Raw genomic sequence first — 20081 nt, 5'->3', positions numbered from 1 at the left:
CGCAATTCTCGCGGTCGCAGTCATCCGCATCCTGGGAGGAGACAACCGATGAAACTCGCTGTGCCCCGCGAGAGCGAGGCAGGAGAAACGCGCGTCGCCGCAACGCCCGACACCGTGAAGCGGTTCGTCTCGCTCGGTTTCGCGGTCGCTGTGGAAGCCGGCGCCGGCACGGCGTCGCGCATCGTCGATGCCGATTACGAGGCCGCCGGCGCCACCATCGCCAAGACGGCGAAGGCGGCGCTCGACGGCGCCGACCTCATCCTCAAGGTCCGCCGCCCCAGCGCGGCCGAGCTTGGGCTGATGAAGAAAGGCGCCGTCGTCATCGCCACCATGGACCCTTACGGCCATGACGACGCGGTCAAGGCGATGGCCGAGGCCGGCATCTCCGCCTTTGCCATGGAGTTCATGCCGCGCATCACCCGCGCCCAGGTCATGGACGTGCTGTCCTCGCAGGCCAACCTTGCCGGCTATCAGGCCGTCATCGACGGCGCCGCCGAATATGACCGCGCCATGCCGATGATGATGACCGCCGCCGGCACGGTTCCCGCCGCCCGCGTCTTCGTCATGGGCGCCGGCGTCGCCGGTCTGCAGGCCATCGCCACCGCCCGCCGTCTCGGCGCCGTGGTCAGCGCCACCGACGTGCGCCCGGCCGCCAAGGAGCAGGTCGAATCGCTCGGCGCCAAGTTCATCGCCGTGGAGGACGACGAGTTCCGCCAGGCGGAGACGGCCGGCGGCTACGCCAAGGAAATGTCGGACGAGTACAAGAAGAAGCAGGCCGAACTGGTCGCCTCGCATATCGCCAAGCAGGACATCGTCATCACCACCGCCCTGATCCCCGGCCGGCCCGCGCCGCGCCTGATCAGCAAGGACATGGTCGCCTCGATGAAGCCCGGCTCGGTGATCGTCGATCTCGCGGTCGAGCGCGGCGGCAATGTCGAGGGCGCGGTGCCCGGCCAGGTGGCGAAGGTCGGCGAGGTCCGCATCGTCGGTCATCTCAACGTACCCGGCCGGATCGCCGCCTCCGCCTCGGCGCTCTATGCCAAGAACCTGGTCGCCTTCGCCGAAACGCTGGTCGACAAGGAGGCGAAGGCCATTGCCGTGAACTGGGAGGACGAGCTCGTCAAGGCGACCGCCCTCACCCATGACGGCAAGGTGGTGCACCCGGCCTTCGCGCCGGCAGCCGGATAAGGGGGACGCCATGTCGGAACTCAACGCCAACGAAACGCTGGAGCGCGCCCGCGCCGCGGCCGAGGCCGCGCGCGAGGCGGCCGAGACCGCACAGGCGGCGGCCGATGCCGCCCGCGCCTATGCGGACCAGATCGCCGGCGGGGCGAGCGACTCGCTCGCCCATGCCGCCTCCGCCCTCACCGGCGGGGCGATCGATCCCTTCGTCTTCCAGTTCACCATCTTCGTGCTGGCGATCTTCGTCGGCTACTACGTGGTCTGGTCGGTGACGCCGGCCCTGCACACGCCCCTGATGTCGGTCACCAACGCCATTTCGAGCGTGATCGTGGTCGGCGCGCTGCTGGCCGTGGGCGTCGACCTTGCCGCCGATGGCGCGGCTCACGCCCGGGGCTTCGGCTTCCTGGCGCTGGTCATGGCCAGCGTCAACATCTTCGGCGGCTTCCTGGTCACCCAGCGCATGCTCGCCATGTACAAGAAGAAGCAGAGATAGGGGGCCGGACACGATGCTTTCCGCCAATGTCACCGCCGTCCTCTATGTGATTTCGGCTGTTCTCTTCATCCTGGCGCTGCGCGGGCTGTCCAGCCCGGAGACCTCGCGCCAGGGCAACCTGTTCGGCATGGTCGGCATGGCGATTGCCATCGTCACGACCCTGCTGACCGCCGCACCCGGCTTCAGCGGCCTGGCACTGATCGTTGCCGGCCTCGCCATCGGCGGCGGCATCGGCGCGGTGATCGCCAGGCGCGTGCCGATGACGGCGATGCCGCAGCTCGTCGCCGCCTTCCACTCGCTGGTCGGCATGGCCGCGGTGCTGGTCGCCGCCGGCGCGCTCTATGCGCCGCAGGCCTTCGGCCTCGGCACGGTCGGCACCATCCACGGGGCGAGCCTCGTGGAGATGTCGCTCGGCGTCGCCATCGGCGCGATCACCTTCACCGGCTCGGTCATCGCCTTCGCCAAGCTCGACGGGCGCATGTCCGGCGCGCCGATCCTGCTGCCCATGCGCCATGTCATCAATGGCGGCCTGGCGGCCCTGATCGTCGTGCTGGTCGCCGTCTTCGTGGCGACCGAGAGCCACACCGTGTTCTGGATGATCGTCGTCCTGTCGCTGGTCTTCGGCGGCCTGATGATCATCCCGATCGGCGGCGCGGACATGCCGGTCGTGGTGTCGATGCTCAACTCCTATTCGGGCTGGGCGGCCGCCGGCATCGGCTTCACGCTCGGCAACATGGCGCTGATCGTCGTCGGCGCGCTGGTCGGCTCCTCGGGCGCGATCCTGTCCTACATCATGTGCAAGGGCATGAACCGCTCCTTCATCTCCGTCATTCTCGGCGGCTTCGGCGGCGAGACCGCCGCGGCCGGCGGCGGCGGGGCGGACGACCGTCCGGTCAAGCAGGGTTCGGCCGAGGACGCGGCCTTCATCATGAAGAACGCCGCCAAGGTGATCATCGTGCCGGGCTACGGCATGGCGGTGGCCCAGGCGCAGCACGCCCTGCGCGAGCTCGCCGACACGCTCAAGGAGGAGGGCGTCGAGGTCAAATACGCCATCCACCCGGTGGCGGGCCGCATGCCCGGCCACATGAACGTGCTCCTGGCAGAGGCCAACGTGCCGTATGACGAGGTCTTCGAGCTGGAGGACATCAACTCCGAGTTCGCCCAGGCCGACGTCGTCTATGTCATCGGCGCCAACGACGTCACCAACCCGGCGGCGCGCGACGACCCGTCCTCGCCGATCTACGGCATGCCGATCCTCGATGTCGACAAGGCCGGCACGGTGCTCTTCGTCAAGCGCGGCATGGGCTCCGGCTATGCCGGCATCCAGAACGAGCTGTTCTTCCTGGACAAGACGATGATGCTGTTCGGCGACGCCAAGAAGATGACCGAGGGCATCGTCAAGGCGCTCTGAGCACCGCTCATCCAGACACGCAAGTCGCGGCGCGCCTCCCTGGGGGCGCGCCGTTTGCGTTTCTCGGCCCGGAAGAGAGAGAGAGAGAGGAAAGCGCCGGATCAGGAGCGCTGCTGCAGCAGCGGCGTTTCCCTGACCGGGCGGTGCTGCGCCTCGATCTCCTCGCAGAAGGCCGGGATGCCGCTTGCCGCCATCGGCCGGGCGAACAGGAAGCCCTGCACGGTCTGGCAGCCGGTGTCGCGGACGAAGCGCAACTGCTCTGGCGTCTCGATGCCCTCGATCAGGGTCTCGGCGCCGAGCGTCTCGGCCAGTTGCAGGATGCCCTGCACGATGCTGGCGCGCAGGCGTTCGTCGCCCTCCAGCACGAAGGAGCGGTCGATCTTCAAGACATCCGGCTTCAGCCGCATCAGATAGGCGATGTTGGAATAGCCGGCGCCGAAATCGTCGAGCGCCAGGCGGACGCCGAGCTCGGCAAGGTCGGCGAGATTGGCCGCGACCTGCGCGTCGTCGATCAACAGCACCCCTTCGGTGATCTCGATCTCCAACTGCCGGACCATGAGGCCGTGGCGGGCCAGCGCCGCCGCCACCTGCGCGGCCAGACCGGGGCTCTGGAAGGTGCGCGGCGACAGGTTGACCGACACCCGGATCCGCCGTCCCAGCGCGTTCCAGGCGGCGGCGGCGCGGCAGGCCGCGTCGATCACAAAGCCGTCGAGGTCGACGATCTGATCGCCTTCCTCCAGGGTCGGAATGAACAGCCCCGGCGGAATCACCGTGCCGGTCGCCGCATCGCGCCAGCGCACCAGCGCCTCGGCGCCGATCACCGTGCCGCGACCGAGATGGATCTGCGGCTGGAACTCCAGGAACAGCTCGCCCGCCGCCAGCGCCTGCGGCAGCGACGCGCGCAGGGCCTCGGCGCGGTCGCGGCGATCCGAGATGCCCGCCTCGTAGAACACCTGGCGGCCGCGCCCGCGCGCCTTCGCTTCATAGAGGGCGGCATCGGCCGCGACCATCGTCTCGTCGATCGTCGCCCCGTGATCCGGCCACACCGCGATGCCGCAACTGAAGCGCAGCGGGATCGTTTCGTCCTTGAACACCAGCGTCGGCGGCTCCGCCATGCGCGCGCCGATCAGCGCGGCGAGATCGTCGCGCCTGTCCTGGCCGAGCGCCAGCGTCACCACGAATTCGTCGCCGCCCCAGCGCGCGACGATGCCGCGATCCCCGAAATGCGCCACCAGCCAGTCGGCCGCCGTCTTCAGCAGCGCATCGCCGGCCAGATGGCCGTGACGATCGTTGACCGCCTTGAACAGATCGAGGTCGAAGATGAGCAGGGCATGCGCCGGCACCGGCCCGACGGCGGTCGTCTCCCTCGCCCATTCGGCGAAGCCGCGCCGGTTGGCAAGACCCGTCAGGCTGTCGCGGCCGCTGGCGAGCCTCAGTTCGGCAACGATCCGCCGGTTGCGCCACTGCAGCGCCAGCGAGATGAAGGACAGGACGAGCAGCATGGTGACGCTGCCGATCACCTCTACCCACGCGCCGGCGGAATTCTCCGCCCGGATCTTTAGCGCTTCGTCGATATCCGCCTCCACCCCGCGCATGTAGTCGCCGGTGCGGCGCACCAGATCGGCACTGATGCCGCGCAGATGCAGAAGGGCGGCGTCATCGAGGGGCGTCTCGCCCGAGGCAAGTCGGTCCAGCCCGCCGAGCAGTTCCCAGGCGACCGGTGCCACCTTGGAATCGGGCTCGACCAGCGGCCCCCGGGAGAGGCCGGCCAGAACCTCGAAGCGGATATGCAGATGGTCGGCCGCTGTCGAAATGATCTGCCGCGCTTCCGGTGATGCGGCGTCGACGCGCAGCGCCTGCAGGATGCCGTCCACCTGCGCCACCTCGGCGAAGGTGAACCGCATGTGGCGCACCATATGCTGCCCGGCATCCGGCTCCGGCTGGTTCAGCGTCGCGACGCCGCGCAGCGCCACCAGCGTCGCCACCACGCAGGCACAGGCGACGGCCGCCACGATCAGCCACGGATGCACCGGGCGGAGCAGGGAGAGTTGGGAAAGGATCCGTCTTGGACCGTTCACCATTCGATCTCGGCGATCAGCCAGACGCTGCGGTCGATATAGGCGCGTGCGTCCAGTTCCGGATAGCGGACGATGGGATAGATGATCCGTGCCGGACCGCGCCGGCGTACGGTCAGCCGCTCCTGGCCGGCGCGCGTCGCAACGACGATGGGCCAGCGCTCCCAGTCCTCGCGCGGAATGTCGGCCGAATAGCCGTCGGAGGCGCGCACGATCAGACCGCTCGCCTCGTCGGCGCCGATCATCCGGACGAGATCGGACAGGAGAACCCCCTGAAAGGTGGTCATCGGCTCGTCGGGACTGGCGCGGCCCTCGATCTCGACCATCGGCAGGCGCTCGATCTCCTCGATCGCCAGGTCTCGCGTCGCTCCGCCCTGGGTCAGCAGGATATGCCCCGCCGCATCGGCGGGGGCCACGCTTGTGGCCTGGGCCGTCACCGTCCAGACAAGAAGAACGGCGGCGCCCAAAAGCGCTGCGAACATCCGTGCGATCGGCATGCGGTCCTCCCTCCGCCCGGCGTCCGGAAAGGCTCCCTCCGCCTTGCGCGACGCCGCATTCCGCCATTGGAGACCCCTTTGGGTCAGGTCTCGACCCTAGCCTGCGGCCGTGAAGGCAAGCTTAACCAGCCGCCGGAATCTGCAATGCGTCCTGTTTCACGGCAGTCTCCGGACGGACGCCAGATCCCCGAGAACTGCCGGCAAGCGCATGTTTCTGATGTGGTTTTCGAATTTGAGCGCAGCCCGGCGGACGCCGCCGAAACGGGGCGCATTTCGAATTCACCACTCCAGCGACACAGTTCCTGCCTTGCCCCGCAGGGTACGGCGCGAACGCAGCCCCGTCAAAACCTAACGGCAGGATAAGGCGATTCGCGGTAAATGACTCGTGATTTATACCTAGTTCCCACCTCGACGCTGCGCGTCGCCGGTCAGGCGGGGCGGGCGCCGCAGGGGCGTGAGGCGAGCCGAGGCGCGACGGCGCGGCCTGCGCGCCCCGCAACGGCCTCCCGGGCGCACCCGGGAGGCATCATTCGGACGGACCTGCCGGTCAGGCGTCGTTGGCCGGGCCGTTCATGCCGAGCGCATGCATGTAGAGGTCGAGGATCGCGTCCTCCTCCTCGCGCTCGTGCGGCTGCTTCTTGCGCAGCGAGATCACCTTGCGCAGGATCTTGACGTCGAAGCCGGTGCCCTTGGCTTCCGCATAGACATCCTTGATGTCGTCGGAGATCACCTTCTTCTCTTCCTCGAGACGCTCGATGCGCTCGACAAATGCACGCAACTGGTCGCCGGCGACGCCGCCTGGATCGGACATGGGTACTCGTCTCCTTCATGGATGCGGGCCGCACGGCCCGCGGGATCGGGGTGATGGAACGGAGCCGGGAGGCGGGCGCCTCCCGTGATGCCGATCTGCATGCGCGGAAAATCGGGCGGATGCAAGACCGGGGAACGAAGACGGAACGATATTCACATGGGCGCGCGGCGCCCGCTCACTCGTGCGGGCGGGCCTTTTCGAAGGCGGCCTGCTGCTCGGCGCTCGCCTCGTTCTGGTAGAGATCCTTCCACTGCGCATAGGGCATGCCGTAGACGATCTCGCGCGCGGTCTCCTTGTCGAGCGGCACGCCCTTCTCGTTTGCCGCGTCCAGATACCAGTTGGACAGGCAGTTCCGGCAGAAGCCGGCAAGGTTCATCATGTCGATGTTCTGCACATCCGTGCGCTTGCGCAGATGCGAGACCAGCCGGCGGAACGCCGCCGCCTCCAGTTCCGTGCGCGTTGCCTCGTCGATGTCAGCCATGTCCGTCTCCCTCTCTCGCAGCTCTGCCGGCTCAGTCGCAGCGCGACCCGTAGTGGCGGATCGTGTTGAGGTCCGGCACCTCCGCCAGGATCTTTGCCACCAGCGGCACCAGCCGCCGCGTCCAGGCCGCGATGCCGGCCGCATCGGTGATCAAGTCCTGGCGGACCTCCAGCAGCGCATGCGCCAAGCCTCGCGCCGTACCATGCCGGTACATGCAGTCGTTCTTCAAGGCCCCGTCATAGGGCTCGTTGTCGCCCACCACCAGATCGGCATCGGCGCGAAGTGCGTCAAGCAGCGGCAGCGCGAAACGCGGATCGCGGTCCCACAGGATGCCCGCATGCCAGGGCCGCGGCACGCCGCGCCACACCGGCGTGTAGCTGTGGATCGACAGGATCGCCGGCGGATGGCCGTCCGCGATCGCCGCATCGATCTCCGCCGTGATCGCCGCGTGATAGGGCCGGTGATAGGTCGCGAGCCGGTGCGCCCGCTCGGCCGCGTCGTGGCTGGCATTGCCGGGCACCACCGATCCGTCCGACAGGCGCATCACCAGCGTCGGATCGTCCTCGCCGCGGTTCGGGTCGATCAGCAGCCGCGAATAGGTGGTCATCAATGCCGGCGCGCCGAAGGCCTGCGCCAGTCCCAGCGTCAGCTCGCGCACACCGATGTCATAGGCGATGTGGCGCGAAAATTCCGATGCCGGCAGGCCGAGCGAGCCATAGCGCGCCGGCAGGGCGTTGCTGGCATGGTCGCACAGCAGCAGCAGCCCGCGCGAGCGGTCGCCCTCGAGCTTTTCGAACGGCGTCTCGTCGGGGGATTTCGGGGCAGCGAAAAGCGTCTCGGCCATCTCGGTTCCGTTTGCGGGATTGCGGCCCCGCTGTGCACCATATCCGGCGTCCGCTTTCAACCGCATTCTCGCCTCTGCTCGCGATAAGAGCTATCAGCGATTTCCGGCGAGACAGGCCGGCAACGGATGCCTAATCTTCGCCAGGCCCGTTTGCCCGGACCATCCGAACGCTTCCCCGAAAGACCGCAAGGCACAATGACCACCGCCCCCGCCCCGCTCGCCGCCGCTCCCGACCAGCGCCTCCTTGCCGCCTTCCTCGCGCTGCTCGCCGGGGCGATCGCCATGGGCGTGTCGCCGGTCTTCGTGCGTTTCGCGGATGTCGGCCCCTTCGCCAGCGCCTTCTGGCGTGCCGCCCTCGCCCTGCCGCTGCTCGCCGTCTGGGCGCGGATCGAGCGGCCCGCAGGCACCGCCGCCCCGCGCTGGAACAAAGCGACGCTCGCTGCCGGCGTGCTCTTTGCCGGCGACCTGTTCTTCTGGCACCTGGCGATCATGAACACCACCGCCGCCAATGCGACGCTGCTGGCGACCCTCGCCCCGCTCTGGGTGATGCTGGCCTCCGGCGCCCTGCTCAAGGAGCCGGTGACCCGCGCCATGGCCCTTGGCCTTGCCGCCTGCCTCCTCGGCGCCGCCCTGCTCGTCGGCAGCAGCTTCGCCTTCGCGCCGGAGCGCCTCGTCGGCGATCTCTACGGCCTCGCCACCTCGGTGTTCTTCGGCAGCTACTTCATCGCCATGCGCTTCGCCCGGCGCGGCAGCACCGGCATGACCCCCGGCCTCCTGGTCTATCGCAGCTCGCTCGTCACCGCCGCCGTGCTCTTCGTCGTCGCCCTGCTGCTGGAAGAGACGATCCTCCCCGCTTCGCTGATGGGCATCGCCATGCTGGTCGCGCTCGGCGTCTTCAGCCACGCGCTCGGCCAGGGCCTGCTGGCCTTTGCCCTCGGCACCCTGTCGGCCGGCTTTTCCGCGCTGGTGATCTTCCTCGAAGCGGTCGCCGCCGCCGCCATGGGCTATCTCTTCCTCGCCGAAAGCATCGGCCTGGCCCAGGCCCTCGGCGGCGCCGTCATCCTTGCCGGCATCTACATCGCCCGTCCGCGCGCCGCGCCCGTCCCGGTCGCCCCGGCCGCCGCTCCCATCCAACCCACGACCCGCGAGGCCGAATGACCGACATCCCCGCCAGACGCGCCCTGCTGCAGGAGCTGTTTGCCGCCGCCGTCGACGCCGCCCGCGCCGAGACCTGCCTGCCGCCGCACCTGCCCGCCCCGGCCGACGGCGGCCGCATCGTGCTGCTCGGCGCCGGCAAGGCGGCCGGCGCGATGATGCAGGTCGCCGAACGCCACTATCGCGAGACCCATGGCCTCGGTCCCGACCGGCTCGTCGGCCTCGGCGTCACCCGCCACGGCTATGGGCGGACGACGGAACTGATCGAGCTGATCGAGGCAGGCCACCCGGTGCCCGACCGGGCCGGCCTCGATGCCACCCGCCGCACGCTCGAACTCGCCGCCCAGGCCCGTCCCGGCGATCATATCGTCGTGCTGCTGTCCGGCGGCGGCTCGGCCAACTGGATCGCCCCGGTCGACGGCCTGACGCTTGCCGACAAGCAGGCGCTGACCCGCGCGCTGCTGCGCTCCGGCGCCACCATCGAGCAGATCAACACCGTCCGCCGGCATCTCTCCCGCATCAAGGGCGGCCGCCTTGCCGCCGCCCGGCCTGACGGCGTGCCGATGACGACCCTCGCCGTCTCCGACGTGCCGCGCGACGAGCCCATCGCCATCGCCTCCGGCCCGACCGTGCCCGATCCGACGACACTGGCCGATGCCCGCGCGCTGGTCGCCCGCTATGCGCCGGATGCGCCCGAAAACGTCCACCGGGCGCTTCTCGATCCGGCCAACGAGACACCGAAGCCCGGCGACCCGCTGTTTTCCGGCACCCGCTTTCAGATCGTCGCCCGCCCCGCCCTGTCGCTGGAGCGCGCTGCCGACATCGCCCGCGCCCGCGGCTTCGAGCCGGTGCTGCTCGGCGACAGTCTGGAGGGCGAGGCGCGCGAGGTGGCGGGCGACCATGCCCGCATGGCCCGCGAGCTCGCGGCAGCCGGCCGCCGCGCCGTGCTGCTGTCGGGCGGCGAGCTCACCGTGACCATTCGCGGCGACGGGCATGGCGGCCCCAATCAGGAGTATGCCCTTGCCCTCGCCCTGGCGCTGGACGGGGCGCCCGGCATCGCCGCGGTGGCCGGCGATACCGACGGCACGGATGGCGGCACCGGTTCGGCAGATGATCCGGCCGGCGCGCTTGTCGACGAGACGACTCTCGCGCGCGCCGCAAGGTCAGGTCATGATGCCGCCGCATTTCTGGAGAGAAACGACAGCACCGGCTTCTTCGAGCGACTCGGCGATCTGCTGAGACCTGGACCGACCTATACCAACGTCAATGACTTCAGGGCCGTCATCATTGACAAGGCGGAAGCCGGTCAGCCATAAGATGACGCGCAAAGTCGTGGCACGAGAAATCGAATGATGCAAAAAGCCGAGAGGCAGCGGCGAACCACGGCAGTCGGAACGATCGGGCGGGGTCTTGCATCCTGCGGCGCGGCAGCGCTTGCCCTTGTCGCCCTTGGCCTTCTCACCGCGCAACCGGCCCAGGCCGAGCTTCGTCTGTGCAACAAGACCGAAAGCCAGGTCGGCGTCGCCATCGGCTATCGCGAGGAGGCCGACTGGGTCACCGAGGGCTGGTGGAACCTGCCGGCAAATTCCTGTGAAACGTTGGTGGCGGGCTCGCTCGTGTCACGTTTCTATTATATCTATGCGGTGGATTACGATCAGTTCGGGGAATGGGGCGGCCGCGCCTTCATGTGCACCCGCGAGAAGGAATTCACCATCCGGGGCATCGATGACTGCGTCGCGCGCGGCTTCGAGCGAACCGGATTCTTCGAAATCGACACGGGCGAGCAGACGAGCTGGACGGTTCAGCTCACCGAGCCCGTGCAAGGGGGGACAGGCGGACAATGAAGCGTGACAGGCGGGTCAAGATTCTTGCGACACTCGGACCCTCCTCCTCGGATCCGCAAACGATCGAGAAGCTCTACACCGCCGGTGCCGATGTCTTCCGCATCAACATGAGTCACACCGATCACCCGCGCCTGCATGCGCTGGTGGCGATGATTCGCGAGATCGAGACGAAGGTCGGCCGTCCCATCGGCATCCTCGCCGACCTCCAGGGGCCGAAGCTGCGCGTCGGCACTTTCGAGGGCGACGCGGTGATGCTGGAGAACGGCGCCGGCTTCACCCTCGACAGCGACCCGGCGCCCGGCAATGCCGCCCGCGTCCACCTGCCCCATCGCGAGATCCTGGAGGCGCTCGAGCCCGGCCATCGCCTGCTGCTCGACGACGGCAAGATCCGCCTGCGCGTGACCTCCTGCGACCGGACCAGCGCCGAGACGGTGGTCGAGGTCGGCGGCAAGCTGTCCAACCGCAAGGGCGTCAGCGTTCCCGACACCGAGATCCCGGTTGGCGCGCTCACCCCGAAGGACAGCAAGGATCTTGACGCCGCGCTCGAAGCCGGCGTCGACTGGATCGCCCTGTCCTTCATCCAGCGCCCGGACGACCTTGCCGAGGTGCGCAAGGTGACGCGTGGGCGTGCCGGCATCCTCGCCAAGATCGAAAAGCCGCAGGCCATCGACCGGCTGTCCGAGATCATCGACCTCTCCGACGCGCTGATGGTCGCCCGCGGCGATCTCGGCGTCGAGATGCCGCTGGAACAGGTGCCGGGCCTGCAGAAGCAGATCGTCCGCGCCTGCCGCCGCGCCGGCAAGCCGGTGGTCGTCGCCACCCAGATGCTGGAATCGATGATCACCGCCCCGGTGCCGACCCGCGCCGAGGTCTCCGACGTCGCCACCGCCGTGTTCGAGGGCGCCGACGCGGTGATGCTCTCGGCCGAATCCGCTGCCGGCCAGTTCCCGGTCGAGGCGGTCGCCACCATGGACCGCATCGCCCGCCAGGTGGAGCGCGACCCGAACTATCGCGGCATCATCCATGCCCAGCGGCAGGAGCCGGAGCCGACCGGCGCCGATGCCATCGCCGCCGCCGCGCGGCAGATCGCCGAAACGCTGAACCTCGCCGCCGTGGTCTGCTACACCACCTCCGGCGCCACCGGCCTGCGCGCCGCGCGCGAGCGACCCTCCGTGCCGGTCATCGTCATCTCGCCGGTCCTGTCGACCGCCCGCCGCCTGTCGCTGGCCTGGGGCCTGCACTGCGTCGTCTCGGACGATGCCCGCGACGAGAACGACATGGTCGACCGCGCCTGCCAGATCTCCTTCCAGCAGGAACTGGCCAAGCCCGGCCAGCGCATCATCACCACCGCCGGCGTGCCCTTCGGCACCCCCGGCTCGACCAACATGCTGCGCATCGCCTTTGTCGGCAGCGACGGTCGCGGCGGGCTCTGAGCCTCAGCCGCTCGCAGCAGCGGCGGCTTCTGAGCCTCACTCGCTCACAGCAGCAGCTTTCGACGAGACGGCTTCGGCCGTCTCGTTTGCGTTTCGGCTGGCCTCGCTGTCCCAACCCGCCTGCGGGAAGGCCATCGCCACCACCTTGGCGATCTCCGCCAGCACCGCGCCGGTGCGCGTGTGGTGCGGCATGTGGCCGGCGCCCTCCAGCGTCACCAGCCAGGCATTGGGCAGGTCCCGCACCAGCCCGTGCGAATGGATATGCGGATAGACGACGCCATCCGTCTCGCCGGTGATCACCGCCGCCGGCTGGGCGATCTCGCGGTAGCGCGGCACCGCCGCCTCCACCTCGCTCTTCAGGAAGGCGACGTCCCGCGCATTCGCCCGGAAGCTCTGCGGCCGGAACAGCAGCGGCAAGCCCAGCCGCTCGGCATAGGTCTGCGGCACCTCGCCCGGGCGGAAGACGCCGCCCATGGCGGTCGGCGCGACCAGCGCCGCGCCGAACGGGGCGAGCGTTGCGGAAAACACCGTGCCGGCGACCGGCAGCGCGGCCGCGTCGTAATACCAGTTGACGCCGCCCGGCCAGGGATGGGTCGCCGGCGCCAGGAACACCAGCCCGGCGAACAGGTCCGGGCGCGCCAGGCCGAGCTGCGCCGCCACCGCCCCGCCCCAGGAATGGCCGACCGCCACCGCCCGCCCGATGCCGAGACTGTCGGCCAGCCCGGCAATCAGCGCCGCCTGGGCCGAAGGGCGGTGCATGTCACCGCCGCCGCGCTGCGAATGCCCGTGGCCGGGCCGGTCGACGAAGACGAGCCGCGCGGGCCTCCCCTTCTCCGCCGGCCATTCCGACAGCGGCCCGGCCAGCGCCATATGCGGATCGCGCAAGTTGGCGCTCGCCCCATGCACGAAGACCAGCACCGGGTCGCCCGCCCGCCAGCCGTCGGGGCGCAGGTCGACATAGTGCAGCCGCACGCCGTCGATCTCGGCAAAGGCGCCGATCGGCGGATAGCGCGCCTCCGCCTCGCGCCCGCGCAGCTCCGCCAAGAGGGCAAGGCCGGAGAGCAGCAGCGCCAGTGCCGACAGCAGGACAAGGGCAAGGGTGGGCATGGGCGGGCGGGTCCGGCTTGCGGCAAAGGTCAGTCCGATACGAGGACACAGGTGGAGACCGGCCGCGTCAGATCGGTGAGCCGGCCGCCGCCTTCTCCATGTCCTCGACCGCTTTACGCGCGTTTTCGCTGACCGGATGGATCCTCAGCACCTGGCGGAAGGTCTCCAGCGCCTCGTCCTTCCGCCCGATCCGCCGCAGGATGATGCCAAGGCCGGACATCGCGCCCCAGTGGCGCGGCTCCAGCGCCAGCACCCGCTCGATATCGACCATCGCGCCACCGAAATCCTCGCGCAGGTAATTCACCGTGGCGCGGCGGTTCCAGGCTTCGGGGAAATCGGGGGCAAGCCGCACCGTCACGTCGAGCAGGTCGAGCGCCAGCGCATAGTCCTTGGCCTGCATGGCGGCGCCCGCGCGCATCATCAACAGGTCGACCGTGGCGCTGCCCGAGCGCGACCAGATCCGCTGGATGCGGCCGACCAGCGGGCGCGCCTGCTCGTCGCTGGTAACCTTGGCAAGTTCGGTGAACAGCCCGTCGAGCTCGCTTCTCGGCGTCTCGGTCTCCGTCACCGCCGGCGCCGGGCCGGAAGGCGGCTCGATCTGCGTCGTCGGCGCGTCGAGATCGTCGAGCGAGGGCGGCAGCACCTCGGGCGGCAGCACGTCCGGAGACAGCTCCTGCGCAAGCGCGGAGGCCCCGAAGCACACAAGGAAGCAGGCAAGCAGAAACGATCGCATTCAGGGAGTATGTCGCCCTGGATGCGATCGTCAATGGCATCAGCAAAAAGTGAAAGCGGTCAGGCCACTACGCCGTCGCCCGCGGCGTCCGCAAGGCGATCGGTGGCCGGCCGTCGCGACTCAGCCCTGGCGGGCTTTGAAGCGCGGCGCCTTCTTGTTGATGATGTAGACGCGGCCCTTGCGGCGAACCATGCGGTTGTCGCGATGACGGCCCATCAGCGCCTTGAGCGAATTCTTGATCTTCATCGTCTCGTCTCCGTCAACGGTGCCACGTTGGCGGCGGCATCCTCATGTTGCACCGTGCCACGCGGGCCCGGCTGTCTGCTTGCGGACGAGGCGGCCGTGAGGCCCCGCGTCCCACCCGGCGGATCCGCCGTCGTCGCGCTGGTTCGACAAGAACCGCGCGCCGGGGGCGATGCCCGATCCGCGATCGGCAGGCGGCGTGATGCAGCGCTGCCATGGCGGACGGTTGCCGGGCTGTGCCGACCGCCTCGCAATCTCGGCGGTCCGGCGAAGATGGTGGGCGTGACAGGGATTGAACCTGTGACCCCTACGATGTCAACGTAGTGCTCTCCCGCTGAGCTACACGCCCGAAACTTTTCGGTTCCGGCAAGCCGCCGATGTCGACCCAGCAAGCCGCCGATGGCGACAAGGTGTCGAAATCAGGCAAATTGCCGTGGTCCGGCAGGAAGCCGGAAACCCGACGCCGACGGGACGGCGCGGTGGGATGCGATATAGCGGGCTTCGATTTTCGGTGCAAGCCCTTCTCGCAAACTTAATTGTCCGCCGGCACGCCCGCTCCATGCGCGGTGGAAAACCTGTTGAGAGCCGGCAGCAGGCCGCTCAGGCGGCCAGCATGCGCTCCACTTCCAGCACCAGGTCCTTGAGGTGGAACGGCTTGGACAGAACCTTGGCATCCTTGGGCGCCTGCGAGTCCGGGTTCAAGGCCACCGCGGCGAAGCCGGTGATGAACATCACCTTCAGGTCCGGGTCGAGCTGGGTCGCCCGGCGGGCCAGTTCGATTCCGTCCATCTCCGGCATGACGATGTCGGTCAGCAGCAGCGAGAAGGGTTCCTCGCGCAGGCGCTCATAGGCGCTCTTGCCATTGTCGAAAGAGACGACATCGTACCCCGCCTTCTGCAGCGCCTTGGCGAGGAAGCGGCGCATGTCATTGTCGTCTTCCGCAAGTAGGATCCGTGTCATTCGTCGTTTCCGTTCCGCTTCGCCTGGCGAATCTGCCGATCTTGCGCGCGCCCAACTTGCGCGCATCCGGTCTTGCGCATCCTCGGACGGGCAGACGCGGGAGGTTCGCCCGAAGATCCCGTTTTGGCACATCTTTCGGATCGTTATAAGGCCGAACGACGGTAAACATCCAGTGAAAGCGGCGTCCCGCCGGTCGGGCGCATCGGTTACCCACCGCCCGTGTGGACATTAACGCCGATTCGGGGGCAAATAGGGAAGTTTGACGAAGATCGTCCGGCGGAGAGCATGCCCATGCAGGTCATCAGCGGGTTTCAGGAGACGCCGCCTTTCGACGTTCTGCAGCCTGCCGAGCAGTCCGCCCCCTTCGTCTTCAACTCCCCCCATTCCGGGCGGCATTACCCCCTTCCCTTCCTGCAGTCCTCGCGGCTCGACGCGGTGTCGATCCGCCGCTCGGAGGATGCCTTCGTCGACGAGCTCTTCGCCGGCGTCGTCGATCTGGGGGCGCCGCTCCTGTGCGCCCGCTTCCCGCGCGCCTATCTCGACGTCAACCGCGAGCCCTACGAGCTCGACCCGAAGATGTATGAGGACCGGCTGCCACCCTATGCCAACAGCCGCTCGATCCGGGTCGCCGGCGGGCTCGGCACCATCGCCCGCGTCGTCGGCGAGGCGCAGGAGATCTATCGCGAGCGCCTCCCCGTGCGCGAGGCGCTCGACCGCATCGAGACCATCTACAAGCCCTATCACCAGACCCTGCGCCGCCTGCTGGCACGCACCCATGTCGCCTTCGGCCATGCGGTGCTGATCGACTGCCACTCCATGCCCTCGACGATCCGCACCAGCGACAATGGCCCGCGGCCCGACTTCATCCTGGGCGACCGCTACGGCACCAGTTGCGCCCGCTCGGTCATCGACCAGGCGAGCGACATCCTGCGCGGCATGGGCTACACGGTGGCGCGCAACAAACCCTATGCCGGCGGCTTCATCACCGAGCATTACGGCCGCCCGGCCAAGGGCCTGCACGCCCTGCAGGTGGAGATCAACCGCAGCCTCTATATGGACGAGGCGCGCACCGACCGCAGCGCCGGCTTCGCCGAGCTTGCCCGCGACCTGCGCCGCTTCTGCGAGGAGCTGGTGGCAGGCAGCGATGCCGATCTCGCCCCGGACGCGCTGGCGGCCGAATAGCCTCCCCTCGCCTTCCCCGACCCGTTCACGTCGATCTAGGGACGACCGCGCCTGTGGCGGCCGGAAAGCCGCGCAGAAAAAAGGGCCGCTCTCTTGCGAGGCGGCCCGAGTCTAGGGAGGAAACGCCCAAGGAGGGCGGCGCGACATGGCAAGCCATATCGCACTGCAACAAGTTTCCATCGCGGCGCACAAAAGTCAAGTCACCCTTCGAAATTTTCTCCGAAAAAAACCGGAGCTCATGAAGTTTATTCATGTATTTCAAATAGATAGCTATTGATAAATCCCCTTGAATAATTCGTCGCACCCCCTGCCGCGGCGTGTTCTTGCCGGTCCGGTTCTGCATAAAATGCTGCCATACGGCGATCTGCCTCATTTTAAGGCAGCGACTCGGCGCGGCCATCCGGCGGCAGCGTCGCTTTCCGGACATTGCCCGCCGCCCGTTCACAGGCTATTGCGGGCAGGGCGGCGCCGTCGTGGCGCCGCGCCCCATCCGTGCACCTCGACCCGCTAGTCGCCCCCGCAAGGAACCGACCGATGCCCCATTCAGGTCCCCAGCCTGGCCCTCTCCCCGAAAACCTTCTGTCCGAAGACCTTGCCGCTTTCGCCGATGACCTGTGCCGCGCGTCGGCGGCGGCGATCCTGCCGCATTTCCGGGAAATCCTGTCGGTGGAAAACAAGATCGCCGAGGGCTTCGATCCGGTGACGGTTGCCGACCGGGCCGGCGAGGAGGCCTTGCGCGCCCTGATCGAGGCGCGCTTTCCCGATCACGGCATCCTTGGCGAGGAGCATGGCAGCGTCCGTCTCGATGCCGAGCATGTCTGGGTGCTCGATCCGATCGACGGCACCCGCGCCTTCATCTGCGGCCTGCCCACCTGGGGCACCCTGATCGGCGTGACGCGCACCGGCCGGCCGGTCTTCGGCGTCATGGACCAGCCTTATGTGGCGGAGCGGTTCCTCGGCGACGGCGAGGCCGCCTGGCTGGTCAACCGCGACGGCCGCCGGCCGCTTGCCACCCGCCCCTGCGCGGACCTTTCGCAGGCGATCATGTGCACCACCCATCCGGGCCTGTTCCAGGGCGCCGAGCAGGCGGTCTACCGGCGGATCGAGGGCACCGTGCGCACCGCCCGCTACGGCACCGACTGCTACGGCTATTGCATGATCGCCAGCGGCCAGGTCGACCTCGTCATCGAGACCGGCCTGCAGCCCTACGACATCGTCGCGCTCGCCCCGATCGTCGAGGGCGCCGGCGGGGTGGTGACCAACTGGAGCGGCGGCTCGCCGGCCGCCGGCGGCCAGATCGTCGCCTCCGGCGATCCGGTCCTGCACGACAAGGTGCTGGAGATCCTCGCCTCCGCGGCTCAATAGCTCCAGGCGCCGGCCGGCTCGCCGTCGCTGACGAAGGCGTCGAAGGCGGCAAGGAACTGGTCGCGGTGGAAGTCGTCTTCCATCAGCAATTCGTGGCGGGCACCGGCGATCTCGACATAGCGGCAGGAGCGGGTCTGGCGGGCGAAGCGCTCGCAGGCCCGCGGGCAGACGACCTGGTCGCCGGTCGAGGCCACCAGCAGCACCGGCAGCGTCAGCGCCGGGCCGAAATCCGGCTCGAAGAAGCGTGTCATCGCCCGGCAGGCCGCCGCCAGCCAGTCGATGGTCGGCGCGCCGATTTCCAGCTCCGGATGGGCGGAGAGCACCGCCGCGTTGCGGCGGAAGCGGAATTCGTCGGAAGTCAGCGGATTGCCCTCAAAGGGCATGTGGAACCGGTCCGCGCCGCCCGGCACGAAGGCCGTGCCGAAGCCGACCGCCGAGAGCATCGCCGACAGCGGGCAGATCACCTTTTGCGGCAGGCCCACCTTGCCGAGGCCGAGCAGCGGCGCCGACAACACCGCCCGCTCGATGCGGGTGCGCAGCCGCCCGGCCGCCAGCAGCAGCACCGCGCCGCCGGTCGAATGCGCCAGCACATGGTGCGGACCGGGCATCGAGGCGAGCGACACCTTGTCCATCACCGTGTCGAGATCGGTGACGAAATCGGCGAAATCATCCACATGACCCCGGTAGGGATTGGCGAGCAGGCGCTCAGACCCGCCCTGGCCGCGCCAGTCGAAGGTGACGACGGCAAAGCCGCGGGCGCGCAGGTCGGCGACGGTCTCGAAATATTTCTCGATGAATTCGGCCCGGCCCTGCAGCAAGGTCACCGTGCCCTTCAGCGGGCTGCGGTCGGGCATCCAGCGCGCCGTGCGCAGGCGGATGCCGTCGGGCGTCGTCACCTGCTGGCAGACCGCTCCGGCCGGAACCGGATTGTCCGGATGATCGTAGAGCTGCATTGCCACCCGCGCCGTGCTCCAGCCTGTCGGCCTTGTTGGCGACGGGAGGGGCCCGCCGCACCGGGACAAGTCCAACGATCCCGGTGTCCTGACCCATACAGGAGCGCGGCCGCCGGCTCAACTCCGGCGGCCCCGTTTGCGGTCGGCGGACGGGCATCGCGGCCCGCCGAAAGGTCACATCCGGCCGTAGCCGCCCCAGCCGTGGCCGCGGCCGATCGGCGAGCGGCCGACGACCTCGCCCGAATAGGCATCGACCACCAGGCGCTGCGACATGCCGCGATGGCCGCGGGCATGGGCGACATAGACATGGCCCTGCGAGCGCAGGTTGCTGATGTCCCGGTAGCCCTGGCGGTGCAGCCGGTGGACGATCTGGCGCGGGGCGAGCTTGTCGAGCCGGTAGCCGCGCCGGTCGTGGCCGCGGTAGCCGGCGACCTGCACTTCGATGCTGAGGCCGGCCGACGGGCCGCCGGTGCGGATCTCGAAAGCCTGGGCACTGGGCGCCGCAAGGGCGAGGCCAAGGACGGCGGCGGCGGCGAGAAGCGACTTCCTCATGGATCTGTCTCCTGGTTCGGCGCCTCGGCGCCTGTTGACGATCATAAAGATGCACGGCCCCGCGTGAACCCTCCCGGAAGGCGCCGTTCACCTGCCGTTCAGGTCGAAAATCCGGCTCGCCGCGCCGATCGGCGGTGCCCGCCCATCCCTCTTGAAAGCCGTTTTCGCCCTCCCCATCTCGTAAGGCGCGGGCGCCACGAACGGGCCCGCGCGCGGTTCCCCTCCCGGCCATGACGGCGGGACACAGCGGAACCGGAACCATCATCTGTTGCTCAACGAGAGGACACACCGATGCGTCACTTCGATTTCAGCCCGCTCTATCGTTCCACCGTCGGCTTCGACCGCCTGCTCTCCATGCTCGACAGCACCAGCGGCCAGGAGACGCCGAGCTATCCGCCCTACAATATCGAGCGCACCGGCGAGAACGCCTACCGCATCACCATGGCGGTGGCCGGCTTCGGCGAAGGTGACCTGACGATCGAGGCGAAGGAGCACACGCTCACCATCAAGGGCGAGCGCGCCCAGGAGGCCGAGGCCGGCGAGGTGCTCTATCGCGGCATCGCCGCGCGCGCCTTCGAGCGCCGCTTCCAGCTCGCCGACCATGTCGAGGTCAAGGGCGCCAGCCTGGAGAACGGCCTGCTGCATATCGACCTTGCCCGCGAGATCCCGGAGGCGATGAAGCCCCGCAAGATCGAGATCGGCAAGGCCGGCCAGAAACAGATCGAGAAGCAGATCGAGGGCAGCACCCACTGACGCTCCC

21 protein-coding genes and 1 tRNA gene are annotated in these 20081 nt (G+C 68.7%); 10 read left to right on the top strand and 12 right to left on the bottom strand.

Translation table 11 applies throughout. The annotated features are described in order from the left end of the window. The first annotated feature begins 48 nt into the window (after positions 1-48). From TSB10GB4_RS04220 to TSB10GB4_RS04210, 3 genes are read left to right on the top strand one after another with little or no spacing between them, the layout of a single operon-like run. Positions 49-1188: a Re/Si-specific NAD(P)(+) transhydrogenase subunit alpha gene (locus tag TSB10GB4_RS04220; protein WP_186394680.1), complete on the top strand. Its 1140-nt coding sequence runs from the start codon at positions 49-51 to the stop codon at positions 1186-1188. Positions 1189-1198: 10 nt separating this feature from the next. Beyond that, entirely contained in the window at positions 1199-1675 is a 477-nt protein-coding gene (locus tag TSB10GB4_RS04215; RefSeq protein ID WP_186394679.1) for a proton-translocating transhydrogenase family protein, read from the top strand. Positions 1676-1688: 13 nt separating this feature from the next. After that, positions 1689-3086: an NAD(P)(+) transhydrogenase (Re/Si-specific) subunit beta gene (locus TSB10GB4_RS04210; RefSeq protein WP_186394678.1), complete on the top strand. Its 1398-nt coding sequence runs from the start codon at positions 1689-1691 to the stop codon at positions 3084-3086. A 101-nt stretch (positions 3087-3187) separates the two neighbouring features. Here the strand turns inward: TSB10GB4_RS04210 and TSB10GB4_RS04205 are convergent, their stop codons facing one another. From TSB10GB4_RS04205 to TSB10GB4_RS04185, 5 genes are all read right to left on the bottom strand, one after another. Further along, positions 3188-5164 carry a bifunctional diguanylate cyclase/phosphodiesterase gene (locus tag TSB10GB4_RS04205; RefSeq protein WP_208984422.1) on the bottom strand — a complete coding sequence of 659 codons (1977 nt, stop codon included), beginning with the start codon at positions 5162-5164 and terminating at the stop codon, positions 3188-3190. Then, entirely contained in the window at positions 5161-5658 is a 498-nt protein-coding gene (locus TSB10GB4_RS04200; protein ID WP_186394676.1) for a hypothetical protein, read from the bottom strand. Before TSB10GB4_RS04200 ends, TSB10GB4_RS04205 begins: the two co-directional genes overlap by 4 nt. A gap of 547 nt (positions 5659-6205) precedes the next feature. Further along, positions 6206-6469 carry a DUF2312 domain-containing protein gene (locus TSB10GB4_RS04195; RefSeq protein WP_067218634.1) on the bottom strand — a complete coding sequence of 88 codons (264 nt, stop codon included), beginning with the start codon at positions 6467-6469 and terminating at the stop codon, positions 6206-6208. A gap of 175 nt (positions 6470-6644) precedes the next feature. After that, positions 6645-6950: a DUF1244 domain-containing protein gene (locus TSB10GB4_RS04190; RefSeq protein ID WP_186394675.1), complete on the bottom strand. Its 306-nt coding sequence runs from the start codon at positions 6948-6950 to the stop codon at positions 6645-6647. Between the two features lie 31 nt (positions 6951-6981). Then, positions 6982-7794 (bottom strand): N-formylglutamate amidohydrolase, encoded by an 813-nt coding sequence (locus tag TSB10GB4_RS04185; RefSeq protein ID WP_186394674.1) that lies wholly within the window; start codon positions 7792-7794, stop codon positions 6982-6984. Positions 7795-7989: 195 nt separating this feature from the next. On the opposite strand from TSB10GB4_RS04185, the gene TSB10GB4_RS04180 reads away from it, so the two are divergent. From TSB10GB4_RS04180 to pyk, 4 genes are read left to right on the top strand one after another with little or no spacing between them, the layout of a single operon-like run. Continuing rightward, positions 7990-8952: a DMT family transporter gene (locus TSB10GB4_RS04180; protein ID WP_186394673.1), complete on the top strand. Its 963-nt coding sequence runs from the start codon at positions 7990-7992 to the stop codon at positions 8950-8952. After that, a complete protein-coding gene (locus TSB10GB4_RS04175) occupies positions 8949-10265 on the top strand; it encodes a glycerate kinase (RefSeq protein WP_186394672.1) in 1317 nt (438 codons plus the stop codon). The genes TSB10GB4_RS04180 and TSB10GB4_RS04175 overlap by 4 nt, the downstream gene beginning before the upstream one ends. A gap of 33 nt (positions 10266-10298) precedes the next feature. Further along, entirely contained in the window at positions 10299-10793 is a 495-nt protein-coding gene (locus tag TSB10GB4_RS04170; protein ID WP_244293230.1) for a DUF1036 domain-containing protein, read from the top strand. Continuing rightward, the gene (gene pyk, locus TSB10GB4_RS04165; protein ID WP_186390339.1) at positions 10790-12226 is read left to right on the top strand and encodes a pyruvate kinase; all 1437 of its coding nucleotides are present in this window, start codon (positions 10790-10792) and stop codon (positions 12224-12226) included. Before TSB10GB4_RS04170 ends, pyk begins: the two co-directional genes overlap by 4 nt. 36 nt (positions 12227-12262) lie before the next feature. Here pyk and TSB10GB4_RS04160 read toward each other — a convergent pair whose 3' ends face one another. From TSB10GB4_RS04160 to cpdR, 5 genes are all read right to left on the bottom strand, one after another. Next, entirely contained in the window at positions 12263-13333 is a 1071-nt protein-coding gene (locus TSB10GB4_RS04160; RefSeq protein ID WP_186394671.1) for an alpha/beta fold hydrolase, read from the bottom strand. A 67-nt stretch (positions 13334-13400) separates the two neighbouring features. Next, positions 13401-14066, bottom strand: coding sequence for a tetratricopeptide repeat protein (locus tag TSB10GB4_RS04155; RefSeq protein WP_186394670.1), 666 nt, complete (start codon positions 14064-14066; stop codon positions 13401-13403). Between the two features lie 120 nt (positions 14067-14186). Next, on the bottom strand, positions 14187-14312 hold the full coding sequence (gene ykgO / locus TSB10GB4_RS04150; protein ID WP_029059454.1) for a type B 50S ribosomal protein L36: 126 nt from the start codon (positions 14310-14312) through the stop codon (positions 14187-14189). 271 nt (positions 14313-14583) lie between these two features. Then, positions 14584-14658, bottom strand: a tRNA-Val gene (locus TSB10GB4_RS04145). Between the two features lie 251 nt (positions 14659-14909). Beyond that, entirely contained in the window at positions 14910-15269 is a 360-nt protein-coding gene (cpdR, locus tag TSB10GB4_RS04140) for a cell cycle two-component system response regulator CpdR (RefSeq protein ID WP_067218617.1), read from the bottom strand. Positions 15270-15560: 291 nt separating this feature from the next. Here cpdR and TSB10GB4_RS04135 point away from each other — a divergent pair, with 291 nt between their 5' ends. Both TSB10GB4_RS04135 and hisN read left to right on the top strand, forming a co-directional pair. After that, complete coding sequence (locus TSB10GB4_RS04135) at positions 15561-16451, top strand: N-formylglutamate amidohydrolase (protein WP_186394669.1); 891 nt, start codon at positions 15561-15563, stop codon at positions 16449-16451. A 534-nt stretch (positions 16452-16985) separates the two neighbouring features. Beyond that, positions 16986-17816 carry a histidinol-phosphatase gene (gene hisN / locus TSB10GB4_RS04130; protein WP_186394668.1) on the top strand — a complete coding sequence of 277 codons (831 nt, stop codon included), beginning with the start codon at positions 16986-16988 and terminating at the stop codon, positions 17814-17816. Here hisN and TSB10GB4_RS04125 read toward each other — a convergent pair. Together TSB10GB4_RS04125 and TSB10GB4_RS04120 are read right to left on the bottom strand one after the other, a co-directional pair. Next, entirely contained in the window at positions 17810-18769 is a 960-nt protein-coding gene (locus TSB10GB4_RS04125; protein ID WP_186394695.1) for an alpha/beta fold hydrolase, read from the bottom strand. The two genes, hisN and TSB10GB4_RS04125, sit on opposite strands and share 7 nt — an antisense overlap. Positions 18770-18943: 174 nt before the next feature. Then, entirely contained in the window at positions 18944-19321 is a 378-nt protein-coding gene (locus TSB10GB4_RS04120) for a hypothetical protein (protein ID WP_186394667.1), read from the bottom strand. Positions 19322-19612: 291 nt separating this feature from the next. Between TSB10GB4_RS04120 and TSB10GB4_RS04115 the strand changes: the two genes are divergently transcribed. Further along, positions 19613-20074 carry an Hsp20 family protein gene (locus TSB10GB4_RS04115; protein WP_186394666.1) on the top strand — a complete coding sequence of 154 codons (462 nt, stop codon included), beginning with the start codon at positions 19613-19615 and terminating at the stop codon, positions 20072-20074. Positions 20075-20081: the final 7 nt, after the last annotated feature.

The organism is Stappia sp. TSB10GB4 (assembly GCF_900185745.1).
GTDB lineage: Bacteria > Pseudomonadota > Alphaproteobacteria > Rhizobiales > Stappiaceae > Stappia.
Note: the sequence above shows the minus strand (reverse complement) of the source record. Positions and strands in the feature narration are given on the sequence as shown.